Annotated in this window: 19 protein-coding genes, 1 tRNA gene and 2 pseudogenes; 10 read left to right on the top strand and 12 right to left on the bottom strand. The window is 72.1% G+C overall.

Features of this window, described 5'->3' with window-relative positions; translation table 11 throughout:
* Positions 1-404: 404 nt before the first annotated feature.
* Positions 405-1,136, bottom strand: a complete 732-nt coding sequence (locus tag RIU97_RS29685; protein ID WP_404960670.1) for a class I SAM-dependent methyltransferase — start codon at positions 1,134-1,136, stop codon at positions 405-407.
* Positions 1,137-1,190: 54 nt separating this feature from the next.
* Here RIU97_RS29685 and RIU97_RS29680 point away from each other — a divergent pair, with 54 nt between their 5' ends.
* Positions 1,191-1,652 carry a hypothetical protein gene (locus RIU97_RS29680; protein WP_404960669.1) on the top strand — a complete coding sequence of 154 codons (462 nt, stop codon included), beginning with the start codon at positions 1,191-1,193 and terminating at the stop codon, positions 1,650-1,652.
* 7 nt (positions 1,653-1,659) lie between these two features.
* On the opposite strand, the gene RIU97_RS29675 is transcribed toward RIU97_RS29680, so the two are convergent.
* Entirely contained in the window at positions 1,660-2,211 is a 552-nt protein-coding gene (locus tag RIU97_RS29675; protein WP_404960668.1) for a hypothetical protein, read from the bottom strand.
* Between the two features lie 66 nt (positions 2,212-2,277).
* On the opposite strand from RIU97_RS29675, the gene RIU97_RS29670 reads away from it, so the two are divergent.
* Positions 2,278-2,359 (top strand) — tRNA-Ala (locus tag RIU97_RS29670).
* Between the two features lie 142 nt (positions 2,360-2,501).
* On the opposite strand, the pseudogene RIU97_RS29665 reads toward RIU97_RS29670, so the two are convergent.
* The 3 genes and pseudogenes from RIU97_RS29665 to RIU97_RS29655 form a co-directional block, all read right to left on the bottom strand.
* Positions 2,502-3,203 (bottom strand): annotated as a pseudogene (locus RIU97_RS29665) (alpha/beta hydrolase); the annotation flags it as partial.
* A 116-nt stretch (positions 3,204-3,319) separates the two neighbouring features.
* A complete protein-coding gene (locus tag RIU97_RS29660; protein WP_404960667.1) occupies positions 3,320-4,051 on the bottom strand; it encodes a glucose 1-dehydrogenase in 732 nt (243 codons plus the stop codon).
* Between the two features lie 3 nt (positions 4,052-4,054).
* The gene (locus RIU97_RS29655) at positions 4,055-5,176 is read right to left on the bottom strand and encodes an LLM class flavin-dependent oxidoreductase (protein ID WP_404960665.1); all 1,122 of its coding nucleotides are present in this window, start codon (positions 5,174-5,176) and stop codon (positions 4,055-4,057) included.
* 58 nt (positions 5,177-5,234) lie between these two features.
* Between RIU97_RS29655 and RIU97_RS29650 the strand changes: the two genes are divergently transcribed.
* Entirely contained in the window at positions 5,235-5,876 is a 642-nt protein-coding gene (locus tag RIU97_RS29650; RefSeq protein WP_404960663.1) for a PadR family transcriptional regulator, read from the top strand.
* On the opposite strand, the gene RIU97_RS29645 is transcribed toward RIU97_RS29650, so the two are convergent.
* Positions 5,789-6,364, bottom strand: coding sequence for a flavin reductase family protein (locus RIU97_RS29645; RefSeq protein WP_404962989.1), 576 nt, complete (start codon positions 6,362-6,364; stop codon positions 5,789-5,791). The genes RIU97_RS29650 and RIU97_RS29645 overlap by 88 nt on opposite strands.
* 69 nt (positions 6,365-6,433) lie before the next feature.
* On the opposite strand from RIU97_RS29645, the pseudogene RIU97_RS29640 reads away from it, so the two are divergent.
* The 4 genes and pseudogenes from RIU97_RS29640 to RIU97_RS29625 form a co-directional block, all read left to right on the top strand.
* Positions 6,434-6,865 (top strand): annotated as a pseudogene (locus RIU97_RS29640) (AMP-binding protein); the annotation flags it as partial.
* Positions 6,866-6,959: 94 nt separating this feature from the next.
* Positions 6,960-7,118 (top strand): AMP-binding protein, encoded by a 159-nt coding sequence (locus tag RIU97_RS29635; RefSeq protein WP_404962988.1) that lies wholly within the window; start codon positions 6,960-6,962, stop codon positions 7,116-7,118.
* Between the two features lie 28 nt (positions 7,119-7,146).
* Complete coding sequence (locus tag RIU97_RS29630; protein ID WP_404960661.1) at positions 7,147-7,875, top strand: vWA domain-containing protein; 729 nt, start codon at positions 7,147-7,149, stop codon at positions 7,873-7,875.
* 36 nt (positions 7,876-7,911) lie between these two features.
* On the top strand, positions 7,912-8,466 hold the full coding sequence (locus RIU97_RS29625; protein ID WP_404960660.1) for a pyridoxamine 5'-phosphate oxidase family protein: 555 nt from the start codon (positions 7,912-7,914) through the stop codon (positions 8,464-8,466).
* Positions 8,467-8,492: 26 nt separating this feature from the next.
* Here RIU97_RS29625 and RIU97_RS29620 read toward each other — a convergent pair whose 3' ends face one another.
* The 4 genes from RIU97_RS29620 to RIU97_RS29605 form a co-directional block, all read right to left on the bottom strand.
* Positions 8,493-9,782, bottom strand: a complete 1,290-nt coding sequence (locus tag RIU97_RS29620; protein WP_404960659.1) for a DUF1906 domain-containing protein — start codon at positions 9,780-9,782, stop codon at positions 8,493-8,495.
* A 297-nt stretch (positions 9,783-10,079) separates the two neighbouring features.
* Positions 10,080-11,072: an ABC transporter permease gene (locus RIU97_RS29615; RefSeq protein WP_404960658.1), complete on the bottom strand. Its 993-nt coding sequence runs from the start codon at positions 11,070-11,072 to the stop codon at positions 10,080-10,082.
* 38 nt (positions 11,073-11,110) lie between these two features.
* Positions 11,111-12,007, bottom strand: a complete 897-nt coding sequence (locus RIU97_RS29610) for an ABC transporter ATP-binding protein (protein ID WP_404960657.1) — start codon at positions 12,005-12,007, stop codon at positions 11,111-11,113.
* A complete protein-coding gene (locus tag RIU97_RS29605) occupies positions 12,004-12,234 on the bottom strand; it encodes a hypothetical protein (protein WP_404960656.1) in 231 nt (76 codons plus the stop codon). Before RIU97_RS29605 ends, RIU97_RS29610 begins: the two co-directional genes overlap by 4 nt.
* Before the next feature lie 85 nt (positions 12,235-12,319).
* Between RIU97_RS29605 and RIU97_RS29600 the strand changes: the two genes are divergently transcribed.
* Genes RIU97_RS29600 through RIU97_RS29590 form a run of 3 tightly spaced genes read left to right on the top strand, consistent with a single transcriptional unit; the run spans position 12,320 to position 13,823 of the window.
* Complete coding sequence (locus RIU97_RS29600; protein ID WP_404960655.1) at positions 12,320-12,649, top strand: PadR family transcriptional regulator; 330 nt, start codon at positions 12,320-12,322, stop codon at positions 12,647-12,649.
* A gap of 2 nt (positions 12,650-12,651) precedes the next feature.
* Positions 12,652-13,038 carry a DUF1048 domain-containing protein gene (locus tag RIU97_RS29595; RefSeq protein WP_404960654.1) on the top strand — a complete coding sequence of 129 codons (387 nt, stop codon included), beginning with the start codon at positions 12,652-12,654 and terminating at the stop codon, positions 13,036-13,038.
* Positions 13,035-13,823, top strand: coding sequence for an alpha/beta fold hydrolase (locus RIU97_RS29590; RefSeq protein WP_404960653.1), 789 nt, complete (start codon positions 13,035-13,037; stop codon positions 13,821-13,823). Before RIU97_RS29595 ends, RIU97_RS29590 begins: the two co-directional genes overlap by 4 nt.
* Before the next feature lie 61 nt (positions 13,824-13,884).
* Here RIU97_RS29590 and RIU97_RS29585 read toward each other — a convergent pair whose 3' ends face one another.
* Together RIU97_RS29585 and RIU97_RS29580 are read right to left on the bottom strand one after the other, a co-directional pair.
* Positions 13,885-14,085, bottom strand: a complete 201-nt coding sequence (locus RIU97_RS29585; protein ID WP_404960652.1) for a DUF397 domain-containing protein — start codon at positions 14,083-14,085, stop codon at positions 13,885-13,887.
* Positions 14,070-14,906 (bottom strand): Scr1 family TA system antitoxin-like transcriptional regulator, encoded by an 837-nt coding sequence (locus RIU97_RS29580; RefSeq protein WP_404960651.1) that lies wholly within the window; start codon positions 14,904-14,906, stop codon positions 14,070-14,072. Before RIU97_RS29580 ends, RIU97_RS29585 begins: the two co-directional genes overlap by 16 nt.
* Between the last annotated feature and the right edge of the window lie 165 nt (positions 14,907-15,071).

Genomic DNA, 15,071 nt, shown 5'->3' with positions numbered 1-15,071 from the left:
TCTCCTCGGGCGCCGAACGTGGCGGGGGGTCGGAGGGCCGAGGGGATTGCGTTCGGCGCCCTGCGGGGAGCGCCCCGGCACACACCCGGCCCCGGCGGAACCAGCGGCCGGGCGTCATTCGGGCCTGCAGCGTCCCGGCCGGCCAAGCCAAGGGCGCCCCGGCACACACCCGACCCCGGCGGAACCAGCGGCCGGGCGTCATTCGGGCCTGCAGCGTCCCGGCCGGCCAAGCCAAGGGCGCCCCGACACACACCCGACCCCGGCGGAACCAGCGGCCGGGCGTCATTCGGGCCTGCAGCGTCCCGGCCGGCCAAGCCAAGGGCGCCCCGACACACACCCGGCCCCGGCGGAACCGGCGGGCCGGGTGTCGTTCGGGGCTGCAGCGTTCCGGCCGGCCGGGCCCGTCACACCCGCCCGAGGCTGAGGGTCACGACGTACTGCTCCTCGACGGTGCCGTCCGGGAAGAGCGGGGCCAGCAGCTCCCGTTCCGTTGCGAAGTACTCCCGGGTGCCGGACTCGCCGAGGACCAGGAAGGCGGAGTGGCTGGCGAGGTTGGCGAGGTGGGCGTCGAGCGTGATGCGGCGGGACCAGCGCAGGGTGCGCGTGGTGAAGTCGCCCAGCCCCTTCGGCAGGGTGCGGAAGCCGTTCACCCCCTCGGCGGCCCGGAAGAAGGCGCGCAGCCGCTCCTCCTGCTCGGCGATCCACGGGACGCCGGAGTCCGTGTCGTTCCACCAGACGGCGAGCGCGCCGCCGGGGCGCAGTACCCGGCGGGCCTCGGGGACGGAGCGGACCGGGTCGGTCCAGTGCCAGGCCTGGGCGTAGGTGAGGAGGTCGAACGCGCCGCTCGCCAGCGGCAGCCGGTCCCCGTCCCCGCGCACGAGCGGGATCGAGGGGTTCGTCCGCCGGAACTCGGCGGCCATCCCGTCCCCGGGCTCCACGGCGACGACCTCGGCGCCGCGCTCGTGCAGCAGCGCGGTGGCGATCCCGGTCCCCGCCCCTACGTCGGCCACGCGGGCCCCGGCGAGCGGCCGCCCGGCGAGCCCCTCGAGGGCGTCGAACAGGGCCGGTGGGTAGCCCGGCCGGTTGGCGGCGTACAGAGCGGCTGCGGAATCGAAGGAACGGGCACGTGTCGTCATGCGTCCATTGTTTTCGATCAAGCAATCGGGCAACAAGGACGAGGTATCAGGAACATGCGAAGCACGAAGACCGCGATGTCCGCGATGACGCTGTGCGCGGCGGCGATGCTCCTCACGGGCTGCGGCAGCGACGCCCCGAAGCCGGCCGCGGACAGCGGCAGGACCGCCGCGGCCTCCCCGGCCCCCGCGTCGTCCGCGCCGCCGGCCAAGTCCGGCGGCGGGACCCACGAGGTGACGCTGGAGGTCGGGGGCACCGGCAAGACGGCGGTCATGTACAGCGGCATCGGCAGCGGCTTCGAGCAGCAGACCCTGCCGTGGTCGAAGTCGGGCACCGCCGAACTCACCGCTGCCGAGCGGAAGGTGGGCTACCTGGTGAACGTCGTTCCGGGCACGATCACGGGCGCCGACGGCAAGCTCCAGCAGGCCCCGTGCAGCATCAAGATCGACGGCAAGCAGGTCGCTGAGAGCGACGGCGTCAAGAACACGAAGGGCTGCTCCTACATCATCAAGGAGTAGCCGCCGTTCAGGTGCGGGGGCGGCGCAGGCAGAGCGCGCCGAGGGTGACGGTCTGGAGCAGGAGCAGCGCCGCGGTGCCGGCGGCCTGCCAGAGGGGGCGGTCCGGGCGGCCGCCCAGGGACCAGGACCCGCCGTCCGGGTCCGTCGTCACGGTCAGGCGGGCTCCGGCCTGCAGGTCCAGGGCCACCGGTCCGGGCAGGTCGCGGCCCGCCTCCGTACGCAGGCGCAGGGACGGCGTGTGGCCGGAGCCGTCCTCCACCATCGTGCGCGAGGCGACGACCGCCGTCTCCTCCCGGCCGCGCTCGTGGAGGGTGTGCCGGTCCCAGGTGATCCCGGCGAGCACCACGATCCCCACCGCGAAGAGCGCGACCGCGGTGCGGGCCACGAACTCCGCGCCGGTGCCGTGCGGGACGGCCGCGCCGATGACGAAGACGGCCAGCAGGACCGGGACCCAGGCGCCCTCGGGTCCCCGCAGCAGCAGGACCGCACCGAACTCCGCTGCCAGCAGCAGGCAGTTGCGTACGAGCGCCCCCGGCAGCCGCCGGACCAGTTCAGCCATGGACACATCATGCACGGGAAAACTCCGGTGCACCGCGCCCCGCCCGCCCCCTAGGATCCGGGGCAAGGGCGGGGTCGTAGCACAGAGGTAGTGCGCCTACACAGCATGGAGGAGGACGCCGGTTCGAATCCGGCCGCCCCGCCCCCCAGGTCCCCTCTTTGCCGAGGGGTGGCCGCCAGCCAGGCCGCCGACCCCGCGAGGGCGTCCCGCGCGGCCGGCAGCGGCAGGCCGAGGAAGCCGTGGAAGACGCCCGGGTGGAGCTGGACCGCGCATTCGACGCCGGCCGCCGCGAGGCGGCGGCCGTAGGCGAGGCCCTCGTCGCGCAGCACGTCGCAGTCCGCGAGGACGATCAGCGCGGGCGGCAGGCCCGAGAGGTCGGGGGCGCACAGGGGCGAGACGTGCGGGTGCCGCGGGTCTCCGCCGTACTGCTCCCAGTACCAGGCCATGTGGGCGGCGGTGTGGAAGTAACCCTCCGCGTACGTCTCCACCGAGGCGCAGTCCATCGAGGCGTCCAGCGGCGGATAGAACAGCAGCTGACCCGCGAGGAGTTCGGGCGCGCGCAGGGCGGTCACCGCCGCGAGGTTGCCGCCGCTGGAGTCCCCCGCCACCACCACCCGGCCCGGGTCGCAGCCGAGCGCGGTCGCCTCCGCGCGGGCCCACAGCAGGACGGTGAGCGCATCGTCGGGCGCGGCCGGCCAGGGGTGTTCCGGGGCGAGTCGGTAGTCCACGGAGACGACCACCGCGCCCGAGGCCGCCGCGAGCGTGCGGCAGGTCGCGTCGTGGGTGTCCAGGCCGCACATCACCCAGCCCCCGCCGTGGAGGAAGACGGCCAGGGGGCGGTCCCGGGAGCCCGGCGCGGGATCGTAGATCCGGACCGGGACCCCGCCCGCGGAGGTGTCGGACACCGAGGCCACGGCCGGGCCCGGCCGGGCGGACACCGCCGCCGCCCGCAGGGCCGCCGTGTCGCCCGGCCCCGGGAAGCCCGCGGTCATCGCGTCGCACAGCAGCCTGGCCGCCGGCGACAGGGGATCGCCCGCGCCGTCCCGGCTCACGCCGCCGTCGTCCGCGCGGGAGTCGTGCACGCGGGAGTCGTTCATGCCGTGGTCGCTCATGCCGTCGTCATCCCTCCGTCCACGGTGAACTCGGCGCCCGTCACGTACGAGGACGCGTCCGAGCAGAGGAAGAGGACGAGCTCCCCGACCTCCTCCGGCCGGCCCATCCGCCCCAGCGGTACGTGCGACCAGTCCCGGCCCGCGACCGCCTCGGCCACCATCGGGGTGTCGATGGCACCGGGGTGCACCGAATTGACCCGGATCCGGTCCCCGGCCAGGTCGAGCGCCGCCGACCGGGTCAGTCCGCGCAGCCCGAACTTGGTGGACCCGTAGGCCGCGTGGCCCGGTATCCCGACCAGTCCGGCGGTGGAGGAGATGTTGACCACCGAGCCGCCGCCACCCGCCCGCAGCACCGGGGCCACGGCCTGGATGCCGAGGAACGGCCCCAGCAGGTTGACCCGCAGCAGGGCCTCGAAGTCGTCGAGCGCCTGCCGTTCCACATGGGCGGTGCGCCACAGGGCCGCGTTGTTGACCAGCGCCGATACGGTGCCGAAGGCGCGGACCGACTCCTTCACCACCGCCGCCCAGCTCGCCGCGTCGGCCACGTCGTGGCGGACGTACAGCCCCTGGTCGCCGAGTTCCGCGGCCACCGCCCGGCCCTCGTCCTCCCGTACGTCCGTGACGACCACCCGCGCCCCCGCCTGCGCGAACAGGCGGGCCCCGGCCGCGCCCTGACCGCGTCCGGCGCCGGTGACGAGGACCACCTTCCCGTCGAGGGAGACTCCCACGGCTCAGCCCTCCAGCGCGCGGAAGTACGGGATGACCTTCTCGCCCCACTGGCGGATGGTCTCCATGCACGCCTCCTGGGGCACCGTGCCCATCTGGATCAGGCACATCACCTCGTCGACGCCGATCCCGCGCAGCTGCTCGACGTAGGCGATGGCGGTCTCGGCGCTGCCGTAGGCGTGCTCCGCGTTGTAGGTGCCCGTGTCGACCGGGCGGGCCGGGATGTTCGCCTCGTGCAGCCGGGCGACGAGCTCCTCGCGGCCCTTGGCCAGCGCCCCCGCGTGATCGTCCTCCTCGGCGTACCCGGTGGGCTCGGGGGCGTTGCCGTACCAGTGCGCGATGGATTCGGCGAAGAAGCGCTGGCCGCGCGTGCCGAGCCGCAGGGCCCGCTCGGCGTCGTCGAGAACGATGGTCGGGCAGAGGGCGGACAGGTGGTCGTTGACCTCGGACGACACCAGGCGCTCGCCGGTGCGCGTCGCGATGGCCTCGTCGTAGACCTTGCGCATGGCGCGTACGTCGTCGGCGCCGGCGAAGCCCATCACCAGGGCGCCGATGCCGAGTTCGGCGGCCAGCTTGAGCGTGTCGTGCTTGGAGCAGGCCATGAACAGCGGCGGGTGCGGGTCCTGGACCGGGCGGGGCAGGACCGCGCCCGGTCCGATGTCGAGGGAGCCGTGCCATTCGAACTGCGGCTCCCGCCAGGCGGCGGAGAAGATCCGCAGCGCCTCCTCCATCTGCGGGTAGGTGTCCTCGGGCCTGACCCCGTACATGGACATCTCCTGGCGGGTGGCACCGCGTCCGGCTCCGATGTCGACGCGGCCGCCGGAGAGCACGTCGAGCATGGCGGCGCGCTCGGCGACGCGCACCGGGTGCTGGTAGCCGAAGGGCATGGTGACGACGCCGTGGCCGATGCGGATGCGCCGGGTGCGGGCGGCCACCCAGCTCAGGAAGATCTCGGAGGCGCTCATGTGCGCGTACTGGGTCAGGGAGTGGTGCTCGACCGCCCAGATCCGGTCGAAGCCCATCTCCTCGGCGAAGACGGCCTGTTCGACGCAGTCGTGGATGACCTGGCGTTCGCGTTCCGGGGTCGGGTCGACGAGCTGCGCCTCGAAGATCATCGAGAACTTCACGGGGCCTCCGTAGCTTCGCGGGCGGGTTATTTCTAATAGGCATACTTCTAGCAGCCATATGTCGCAGGGGGAAGGCCGCCGCGGGACCGGTCGTAGACTGCGCTGCGTGGCAGACGAGACGAACAGGCGCGCGCTCCCCGCGACCAGCTGGGCGGTGCTCGGGCTGCTCTCCTTCGGGGAGGAGCTCTCCGGTTACGACCTGAAGAAGTGGTCGGACTGGTCGCTGCGGTTCTTCTACTGGAGCCCGTCGTTCAGCCAGATCTACAGCGAGCTCAAGCGCCTGGAGAAGGCCGGCTACGCCTCCTCGCGGATGGTCGCCCAGGACACCGGGACCCGCGACAAGCGGGTGTACCGGATCACCGACGAGGGCATGACGGCCGTACGGGAATGGGCCCGCGAGGCCCCGGTCGACCCGCCCGTCCTCAAGCACGGGCCGATGCTGCGGCTGTGGCTGGGCCACCTGCTGGAGCCGGAGCAGATGCGCGAAGTCCTCCTGCAGCACCAGGAGTTCGCGGAGCAGATGCGCCGTCGCGCGGTGGCCGACGTGGAGGGCGCCAAGGACGAGGCGGCGTGGGCGTACCCGACCCTCACCCTCAAGTGGGCCGAGCGGTACTACGCCTCCGAGCGCGACCTCGCGGCGAAGATGCTCGAGGACATCAACGAGCTCGACGGACTCGGGGAGCTCGGCAAGCTGCCGTAGGAACGGCGGAAGTGCAGCAGCGGCGGACCGCCGCGGTGCGCGGTCAGGCCGGTGACCCGGCCGAGCACGATGGCGTGGTCACCGCCGTCCAGCACGCCCTCCAGATCGCACTCGACGCTCGCGAGCACCCCGCCGAGCACGGGCGCACCGTTGCCGCCCGCACGCCAGGGCACGCCGGCGAACTTGTCCCCGCCCGTGACCGCGAACCGGCGGCACAGCTCCTCCTGGTCGGCGGCCAGGATGTTGACGGCGAAGGCCCCCGCGGCCTCGATCCGCGGCCAGGTGGCCGACGTGCGGGCGGGGCAGAAGCAGACCAGCGGCGGTCCAGCGACACCGACGAGAAGGACTGCACGGTCATCCCGGCGGGACGGCCGTCGCCTCCGCGCGCCGTGATGACGGCGATGCCGGTGCAGAAGCTGGACAGGACGGACTTCAGGTCCATGGACGTCATGGAAGCCTCCCGATCTCTGATTATTTCTACTAGGCATATGCCTAACTGAAACACGTGTGATGGGATACCGCCCACGCTCGCTCGTCAAGCAGGGAGGGTCCGTCCGATGCCACCGCCGCCCCCGCAACCCGCGCCGCCCCTGCCCGCCACGCTCGCCCGGCTCCCGGAGTACGCGGCCGCCGCGTACGGGGAGCACGAGGCGCTCGCCGACGGGGAGGTCCGCTGGTCCTTCACCCGGCTCGCCGCCGAGATCGCCGCCTCCGCCCGCGCGGCCATCGCGCACGGCATCCGGCCCGGGGACCGGGTGGCGGTCTGGGCCCCCAACAGCCGCCGGTGGATCGCCGCCGCCCTGGGCGCGGTCGGCGCGGGAGCGGTCCTCGTCCCGGTCAACACCCGCTACAAGCCCGCCGAGACGGCCGACGTCATCCGGCGCAGCGGCGCCCGCGTCCTCTTCACCGAGCGCGGCTTCCTCGGCACCGACTACGTGGAGGCCCTGCGCTCCTCGGGCGAGGACCTCGGGGCGCTCTGCTCCACCGTCGTCCTGCGCGGCGGTACGGGACCCGAGTCCTGGGAGGCGTACCTGGCCGCCGGCGGGTCCGTCACCGAGGCCGAGCGCCTCGCCCGCGCCCGACCTGATCCGCCCGGAGGACCTGAGCGACATCCTCTACACCTCCGGCACCACCGGCCGCTCCAAAGGGGTGATGACCACCCACGGCCAGACCGTCCGGCTCTACAGCTCCTGGTCGGAGCTGGTCACCCTGCGCCCCGGGGAGCGGCGGACCTCGGTTTAGGCGGGGCGCTCTGACGTACCCTCGCCGCATGACGGGCAGTGCGATGGACCTCCGCAAGGTCGAGGAGACGGCTCCGGCCCTCGTGAGCCTCTACAAGAGCGCCGGGGTCTCCCTGCGCAAGTACGGCCTGGAGGGCGGGCGCGCCGCGGTCTACCTGGTGCTGGACTACTCCGGGTCGATGCGCCCGTACTACGAGGACGGCAGTGTGCAGGCCCTCGCCGACCGGGTGCTGGGCCTGTCCGCGCACCTGGACGACGACGGCCGCGTACCGGTGGTCTTCTTCTCCACGGAGGTGGACGCGGTGGAGGAGATCTCCCTGGCCGGGCACGAGGGGAGGGTCACCGAGATCGCTTCCCGGCTCGGCCACATGGGCAAGACGGCCTACCACGCGGCGATGGACGCGGTGATCGATCACTACCTCGACTCGGGGTCGACGCAGCCCGCCCTCGTCGTCTTCCAGACCGACGGCGGGCCGATCAACAAACTCGCGGCGGAGAAGTACCTGTGCAAGGCGGCCCGGCTGCCGCTCTTCTGGCAGTTCGTCGGCTTCGGCAACACGCGCAGCACGCAGTTCGACTTCCTGCGCCGGCTGGACGAACTGCCCGTGCCGTCCCGTCGCGTGGTGGACAACGCCGGCTACTTCCACGCGGGCCTGGATCCGCGCACCGTCCCGGACGCGGAACTGTACGACCGGCTGGTCGGGGAGTTCCCGGCCTGGCTGGCGGCGGCGCGCGGCGCGGGCATCGTGCGCGCCTGACCCGGGACCGCCCCTGCCGCGCGCTTTCATGGACGTATGACGCACACCAGCTGGGCAGTCTTCGAGAAGGCGGAGCCGGAGTTCGCGGCGGCCGTCCAGGCGCGCTTCGCGCAGTACCCGCACCATGTCCTGGCCACCCTCCGCAAGGACGGCTCTCCCCGGGTGTCCGGGCTGAACGTCGACATCCGCGGCGGTGAGCTGTGGCTCGGCATGATGGCGGGCTCGATGAAGGCCAGGGACCTCCAGCACGACCCGCGCTTCGCCCTGCACACCAATCCGGGCCAGGGCGAGGAGATGCCCGACGGGGACGTACGGATCTCCGGGCGGGCGGTGGAGCTGGTGGACCCGCCCGAGCTGCACCGGTACGCGGAGGAGACGGAGACCCCGCACCCCTTCCACCTCTTCTACGCCGATCTGACGGAGGTCGTCCACATCGCTGTGGAGGGCGATGACCTGGTGCTGCGGTCGTGGACCCCGGCGCGCGGCACGCACACCGTCCGCCGGGGCAACGACGACGAGCCGCCGCGCGAGGACCCGGAGCCGGGCGGGCCGGAGGCCGGCGAGCCGGAGCCGGGCGGCGCGGCCGGCTGAGCGGTTCGGCTAGCTGAGCGGTTCGGCTAGCTGAGCGGGGGCAGGCCGCCGATCGGGCCGAGGGCGGCCGGGTCCACGTCCACCCAGTTGCGGTCGATGTTGATGGTGACCCCGCCGTACGTGGCGTTGTGGTCGCCGCGGAACTGGTGGGCCCGGCGCGGGCCGGCCCACTGGGCCGTGCCCGCCGGCAGGCCCATGTCGGCGTCGCCGACGGAGGCCGAGAGGTTCCAGCGGGCGGCCCACAGCACGTCCGGCATGGCCTGGGGGGCCTGGTGGTGGTGGGCGCTGAGCGCCTTGACCCCGGAACTCACCGATACGTAGGCGGCGGAGCGGAAGCCCAGCTCGTGCAGCCGCTGCGTCCAGGCGGTCAGGTAGGCGACGACGGGGGCGTCCCAGGTGGCGCGGTCCGTGTAGTTCTCCAGGTCGTTGTAGAGCACCGTGCCCTCGGGCATTCCGAGGGACCGGGCCGCGTCCACCGCGCCCTCGGCGGCCTCCCTGCCCTGCCCGTTGGCCTCGGAGGGGTCGGTGGACAGGCCGGTGCTGGGGCTGTTCCAGGGCTGCGGTCCCACCCAGATCGGCATCAGGTGCCAGCCCGCAGCGGCCTGCCGTTCGACCCAGCGGGCGGTGAGCCGCGGCTGGGCGCAGGCCCGGGCGGGGCCGCCGATGTAGACACCGATCGCGCGGAAGGGGGAATCGGCCCGCCAGGTGTCCATGGCCTTCTGGGTCGGGGCGGTGCAGGCGTCGAAGCCCTCCCCCTTGAAGGCTTCCTGGACGCCGTGGTGGTCCGCGCCGCCGGGGGCCACGGCGGGCGCCGCGGGGCGCGGGGCGGGGGTGGCGGCGCTCACGGTGCGGGCCCGGGTGAGGACCCTGCGCACGGCGTCGGGCGCGGCTCCGTAGGAGACGGTGGCCATGACCCCGGGCCGGAGCAGGGCGTAGCGCAGTTCGTTGCTGGCGGAGGGGTGGGGGGCTTCGGGCAGCTCGGTGGCGGTCTCCACGGTGACGGTGGGGACGTCGGCGCGGTCGGGAGCCCCCTCGAGGGGTTCGAGGTGCAGGGTGTCGGCGCGGCTGACGACGGCCCGGCCGGTGCATTCGCTCTGGGTGCCGGCGTGGCCGAGGTACAGGGTGGGCAGGTCGAGCCGGAGGCAGGCGCCGGGGTCGCGGTCGAGGTCGACGACCCGCCAGTCGGCGGGGACAGTGAGACGCAGCCCGTGGTAGTCGACGGTCTGCCGGTCGGCGGCGGCGAGGGACGGCTGGACGGAGAGCAGCAGGGCGGCGGCGCCGAGCAGCCCGCTCAGCAGGGTTCGGGTGGGGGCCATGGTGCAGATGGTTACCAGACCGCGCGCCCCTCAACTGTGCGGCGGAGCAGCCCGGATGGTCCGTCCGGCCCAGGTCGCCCCGTCCGGATCTTGCCGACCCGCGCTGCCCTGCGCTGCGCTGCACCGCCCCGCAGGCACTCCGCATCACCCGCACGAGCGAACCGGGCCCGGCCCCGTCGTTCGGCAGGTGACGGCCGGTGCCCGCCGGGCGTCGTCCCGTACTCGGCGCCAGTAGAGTCGAAGGGGCGGCCGAAGCCAGTTGCGTTGGCTTCGGCCGCTCTTTTCTCCTCGTCCCGGTCAGGCCGTCCTACGGCGCAGCCACCAGGAGCAGAACCCCGCCAGCAGCCCGGAGAGCGCGAGGAAGATGCCGGTCTCGACCCACTGGAAGGTCCAGTAGCGGTCGGCGGGCTGGTAGTCGACCTCTATGTGGAGGTCCGACGTGGCGAAGCACTCGAAGGGGTCCGTCGTGCGGTCCGCGCAGCCCCGGGCACCGCGGACCTCCCGGTCAAACGCGTCGAGCACCGCACCGGGGTCGGACACCACCCAGACGCCGGGCTTGAGGACTCCGACCCGCAGGTAGGAGTCGTCACCGGCACCCTTCAGCTGGATGTGGTTCCCGTTCCAGCCGTCCTTCGGCGCACCGGACTCCCCGCCCCCGCCGACCGGCGCCATGACGAGGGAGCTGAGCGTGACATCGGCATGCTCCGGCGTCACGAAGTGCGGGCGGATCACGAAGGGCACGAGGATCTGGACCGCGACGAAAGCGACGAGCGTCGCGGCCATCGCGGGCACGGTGCGCCGGATCAGCAGCCCGGCGCAGGCTCCGAGGGTGAAGGCGAACGCCGCGTAGCCGAGGGGAACGACCGCGCGGCCGCTGAACATGAGGGGCGTGAACCGGTCCAGGTTGACCCGGTCGATGGGACTCGCCCACCAGGTCACCAGGAGGCTGAGCACCCCGGTGACGGCGACGGCGATCAGCCCTACGGCCCCGAGCTTGACCAGGATCCAGCGGCCGCGGGTGATGCTCTGGTTCCAGACGAGCCGGTGGGTGCCGGTCTCCAGTTCACGGGCGATCAACGGGGCGCCCCAGAAGACCCCGATGATGCCGGGCACGGCGAGCAGCAGGCTCGTGACGTAGTAGGTCAGGTTCTGGTACTCGACTACCAGTGCGTTCCTGGCCGTTCCGCAGTCGTCCCCGCAGTGCGCGACGGTGCTGTCGTAGAGGTCGCGCATCTGGAGGCCGGTGACCACGAGGAACATCGCGAGCACGGCCAGGGCGGCGAGGGCCACGAGCGTCTGGACACGCTATTGGCGCCAGGTCAGCCAGATCATCGCTGGTCCTCCGGAGTGGGTCGGGGGCCGCGCCCGGCGGTGGAGGCCTGACTCATGTAGGTGAGGACCAGGTCCTCCAGATTGAGGGGCTCGAGGATCCAGGAAGGATCCTGGACCGCCGTGTCGGAGCGCACGATGAACGTGCTCTGCCGCTCGGTGTGGGTCTCCTGGATGACGTGCATGCCCGCGGGCAGGGTGGCGGCGTCCCGGCGCGCGGTGGTGAGCCGGAAGTGGGTGGCGAGCAGGTCGTCGACGTCCCCTGCGACCTGGACCCGGGAGGCGACCAGCGAGATCAGGTGGTCACAGACCCGTTCCAGGTCGGAGACCAGGTGCGAGGAGAGCACGACGGTGACCCCCTCCTCGGCCACGAACTCCATCAGGCTCTGCAGGAACTCCCGCCGGGCCAGCGGGTCCAGAGCGGCGACCGGCTCGTCGAGCATCAGCAGCTCGGGCCGTTTGGCCACGGCGAGGGTCAGGGCCACCTGGGCGCGCTGGCCGCCGGAGAGCTTGCCGGCCTTCTGGGCGGGGTCCAGGCCGAGCTGCCGGATCCTGTCCTCCGCCAGCTGCGCGTCCCACCCCGGGTTCAGCCGGGCACCCAGCTTCAGGTGGTCGGCGATGGACAGCCCGGCGTACGTGGGCGTGTCCTGGGCGACGAAACCGACCTTGGCCAGCTGCCCGAGCCCAGAGGCGGGCCGGCCGCCGAGCACTTCGATACTGCCGGAGCTCGGGCCGATCAGCCCGCAGGCCAGCTGCAACAGGGTCGACTTGCCGGCCCCGTTGGGCCCGACCAGACCGACGACCCGCCCGGCCGGCACGCTCAGGGTGCAGTCGCTCAGCGCCTCTTTGCGGCCGTACCGCTTGCCCAGCGCGCGGGCTTCCAAAATGGCGGTCATTTCTCCTCTTCGGTGTGCATGTCCGTGCCGGTTCGGGCGCGGAAGGTGCTCAGGAACAGGGCCTCGATGCTCTCCTCGCCCAGCCCGGCGGCCCGCGCCTTGTCGAGCCAGCGCTGCAGCTCCTGGCGCAGCGGCTCGTGCTCGGACAGCGAGTCGTCGCTGAGCGTGCCGGAGATGAACGTGCCCACCCCGGCCTTCGAGTGGACGGAGTTGCGCGACCGCTTCACTATTCGGCCTTGCTAGGTACCGGTAGTCAGCGTTACGGTATACCGGTACTCAGCAACACCGAATAGCTCGGAGAGGAGGTGTGCCATGGCCAAGCTGCTGACGGAGATGCTCAAGGGCACGCTGGAGGGCATCGTCCTCGCGACCCTGTCCGGCCGGCCCGCGTACGGCTACGAGATCACGGCATGGCTGCGGGAGCAGGGGTTCTCCGACATCGCCGAAGGGACCGTCTACGCCCTGCTCATCAGGGTCGAGAAGCGCGGTCTCGTCGACGTGGAGAAGATCCCCTCCGAGAAGGGGCCGCCGCGCAAGGTGTACTCCCTCAACGCCGAGGGGCGGGTTTACCTCGAAGAGTTCTGGAGGACGTGGAGCTTCCTCACGGAACGACTGGAACAGCTCCGCGAAGGAGGCGAGTGACCATGTCCGATGCCGAGAAGAGCGGCTTCATCGCGAAGGTGATCGGCCCCAAGAAGCGCTGGCGGGCGTACAAGGCGCGCGTCAAGGAGTTCCCCGAGGCGCACCGTGTGGCGACCGAGGCGATCGAGCGCTACCTGATGCACTTCGTGCCCACCGACGGCGACAGCAACGCATCGATGTTCGAGGACCTCGCCGACCTCTTCGAGCAGGCCGCGGCGGACGGGACGCCGATCCGCGAGGTCGTCGGTGAGGACCCGGTGGAGTTCCTCGACGCGTTCGCCCAGAACTACTCGGAGGGCGGCTACGTCCCCGCCCGCGCGAAGAAGCAACTGACCGAAGCCCTCACCCGCGCCGAGGAGGCCGGGGACACGACCGGGGGGACGATATGACGACGCCGTGGACCGGCATGGTGCCGGTCGACGACACGGCCCTCGCCGTCACCGATTCCGACGGGCCCGGCACCCCCGTGGTCTACCTCAACGGTCACTTCGCCACGCAAGGGAACTGGCGGCGGGTCATCGCCGACCTGGGACCCGAGTGGCGGCACATCACCTACGACGAGCGGGCCCGCGGCAGGAAGTCGAGGCGCTCGGCGGACTACTCCTTCGAGGCGGCCGTCCGGGACGTCGACGCCGTCCTCGCGGCCAGGGACGTGGACCGGGCGCTGGTAGTGGGCTGGTCCTACGGGGCGTTCGTCGGGGCCCACTGGGCGAGCCGCAATCCGGACCGCGCCCTCGGTGCGGTCCTGGTCGACGGCGCACAGCCCTACGACTGGCTCACCGAGGAGATGGAGCACAGGATCCGCCGCTCCTTCAAGCGGATGGGCTGGCTGATGCTCTTGCTGCGCCCGACGGGCCTGACCCCGCGGATGACCGCCGAACAGATGGCGAACAGCAACATCGAGGTCGGCCGACTGGCTCGCGAGCGCGAACTGGGCCCCGTACTGGACGACATCACCGTCCCGGTGCGCTACGTACTGGCTTCGGGAACGTCCTTCGGGAGCAAGGGCGACGAGCAGGAACGCATCCGCGCGGGCCTCGACCCGGTGTTCCGGCGCAAGCCGAACATCCAGCTCAGCGCGAAGGTCCCCAGCAACCACGGCGGGATCCTGAAGAAGGACGCCCCGGCCGTCGCCACAGCCGTACGCGAGGCGGCCGCCCTCGCCCACGGGTGACGCCCGGCGCCCGTCGTCCCCGGCCGGGGACCTGACGGGCGCCGGCAGTTGCGGAACGAGATCAGGCTCGGCGCTTCACGGCCTCGATGAACGGCGCCCACGCGGAATCCCGGAACGCGAGGACCGGGCCGGCGCCCGCCAGCTTGCTGTCGCGGACGGGGACGACACCGGGGAGGCCGTCGGACACCTCTAGGCAGTCGCCGCCGTCCCCATTGCTGTACGAGGACTTCCGCCAGGACAAGCCGTTCACGTCTGCGCACATGTCGCATACTCCTCCGCCACCGACTCGATCAAGGTCAGGGACACCTCCGGCGACAGCGCAGCGGCCCTGGCAAGATCGTATGACCTCCAGTAGCGCCGAACCAGAGCCGGATAATCGAGCAGCTGCCCCGCATAGGGGCCCTCCGTGTACGCCACGTCGGGCGCATCGGCGAACTGCATGATGCGCACCATCGAGCCCAGTGCTCCATGGGCCCCGGCTGCGAACGGCACAACCTGGACGGTGATCCGGTGGGCGCGAACGTACGAAGCGATGTGCCGCAACTGAGCCGCCATCACAGCAGGTCCGCCGACCACTGTCCGCAGCACCGACTCGTGCAGGACTACCCACATCTCGGGGGTCTCCGGATCGACGAGGAGCCGTGCGCGTTCGATGCGTGCCGCGACCAGGGCCTCAACACGCTCGGCCAGCGCGGTCGGGCCGGCGGCCCGGATCACGGCCCGGGCGTAGTCCTCCGTCTGGAGCAGCCCGGGAACCAGCGTGCAGGCGTACTCATAGGTGGCCGTCGCCAGGCCTTCCAACTCGGCCGCGGCGGCGAAGTACTCGCTGTGCTTGGACTTGAACGCCCTGGCCAGCCGGAAGAAGTAGTCCCCGGTGCCCAGCTCCCTGTCGATGAGTTTTGCGATCTCAGGGCGCAGTCGACGCCGCCCGTTCTCCATCATCCCGACGTACGCCCCGGTGGCGAAGATCCGCTCGCCCAGCCCCTCCTGGGTCAACCCCGCCGCCTCCCGCTTCCCCCGCAATTCCTCACGGGCGAACTCGTCCGGCGTCTCCGCGCCACTCTCGTCGTTCGGCTTGGCCATGAGCCAACTCCCCCCTTCCGCAGTGCCCTCGCTCCGCGGAAGAGCGTAGTCCTCGCCGCGACGCCGCAACAACGGAACGCATCGATATGACTACACAACGCCACAGCGCCCGCCATCCCTGGTCGGGGACATGGCGGGCGCTGTGTCAGAGTTCCGCACTCCGTT

It is taken from the genome of Streptomyces sp. 147326 (genome assembly GCF_045000215.1).
GTDB lineage: Bacteria > Actinomycetota > Actinomycetes > Streptomycetales > Streptomycetaceae > Streptomyces.
This window is presented reverse-complemented; position numbering and strand designations above follow the sequence as displayed.

Bases quoted from the DNA above. Each gene is read 5' to 3' on its own strand.
- RIU97_RS29610 (WP_404960657.1), bottom strand. From the start codon at position 12,007: ATGACCGCCATTTTGGAAGCCCGCGCGCTGGGCAAGCGGTACGGCCGC.
- RIU97_RS29585 (WP_404960652.1), bottom strand. From the start codon at position 14,085: ATGTGCGCAGACGTGAACGGCTTGTCCTGGCGGAAGTCCTCGTACAGC.
- RIU97_RS29650 (WP_404960663.1), top strand. From the start codon at position 5,235: ATGTCGCAGGGGGAAGGCCGCCGCGGGACCGGTCGTAGACTGCGCTGC.
- RIU97_RS29685 (WP_404960670.1), bottom strand. From the start codon at position 1,136: ATGACGACACGTGCCCGTTCCTTCGATTCCGCAGCCGCTCTGTACGCC.
- RIU97_RS29645 (WP_404962989.1), bottom strand. From the start codon at position 6,364: ATGCCTAGTAGAAATAATCAGAGATCGGGAGGCTTCCATGACGTCCAT.
- RIU97_RS29580 (WP_404960651.1), bottom strand. From the start codon at position 14,906: ATGGCCAAGCCGAACGACGAGAGTGGCGCGGAGACGCCGGACGAGTTC.
- RIU97_RS29590 (WP_404960653.1), top strand. From the start codon at position 13,035: ATGACGACGCCGTGGACCGGCATGGTGCCGGTCGACGACACGGCCCTC.
- RIU97_RS29600 (WP_404960655.1), top strand. From the start codon at position 12,320: ATGGCCAAGCTGCTGACGGAGATGCTCAAGGGCACGCTGGAGGGCATC.
- RIU97_RS29625 (WP_404960660.1), top strand. From the start codon at position 7,912: ATGACGCACACCAGCTGGGCAGTCTTCGAGAAGGCGGAGCCGGAGTTC.
- RIU97_RS29595 (WP_404960654.1), top strand. From the start codon at position 12,652: ATGTCCGATGCCGAGAAGAGCGGCTTCATCGCGAAGGTGATCGGCCCC.
- RIU97_RS29675 (WP_404960668.1), bottom strand. From the start codon at position 2,211: ATGGCTGAACTGGTCCGGCGGCTGCCGGGGGCGCTCGTACGCAACTGC.
- RIU97_RS29630 (WP_404960661.1), top strand. From the start codon at position 7,147: ATGACGGGCAGTGCGATGGACCTCCGCAAGGTCGAGGAGACGGCTCCG.
- RIU97_RS29620 (WP_404960659.1), bottom strand. From the start codon at position 9,782: ATGGCCCCCACCCGAACCCTGCTGAGCGGGCTGCTCGGCGCCGCCGCC.
- RIU97_RS29680 (WP_404960669.1), top strand. From the start codon at position 1,191: ATGCGAAGCACGAAGACCGCGATGTCCGCGATGACGCTGTGCGCGGCG.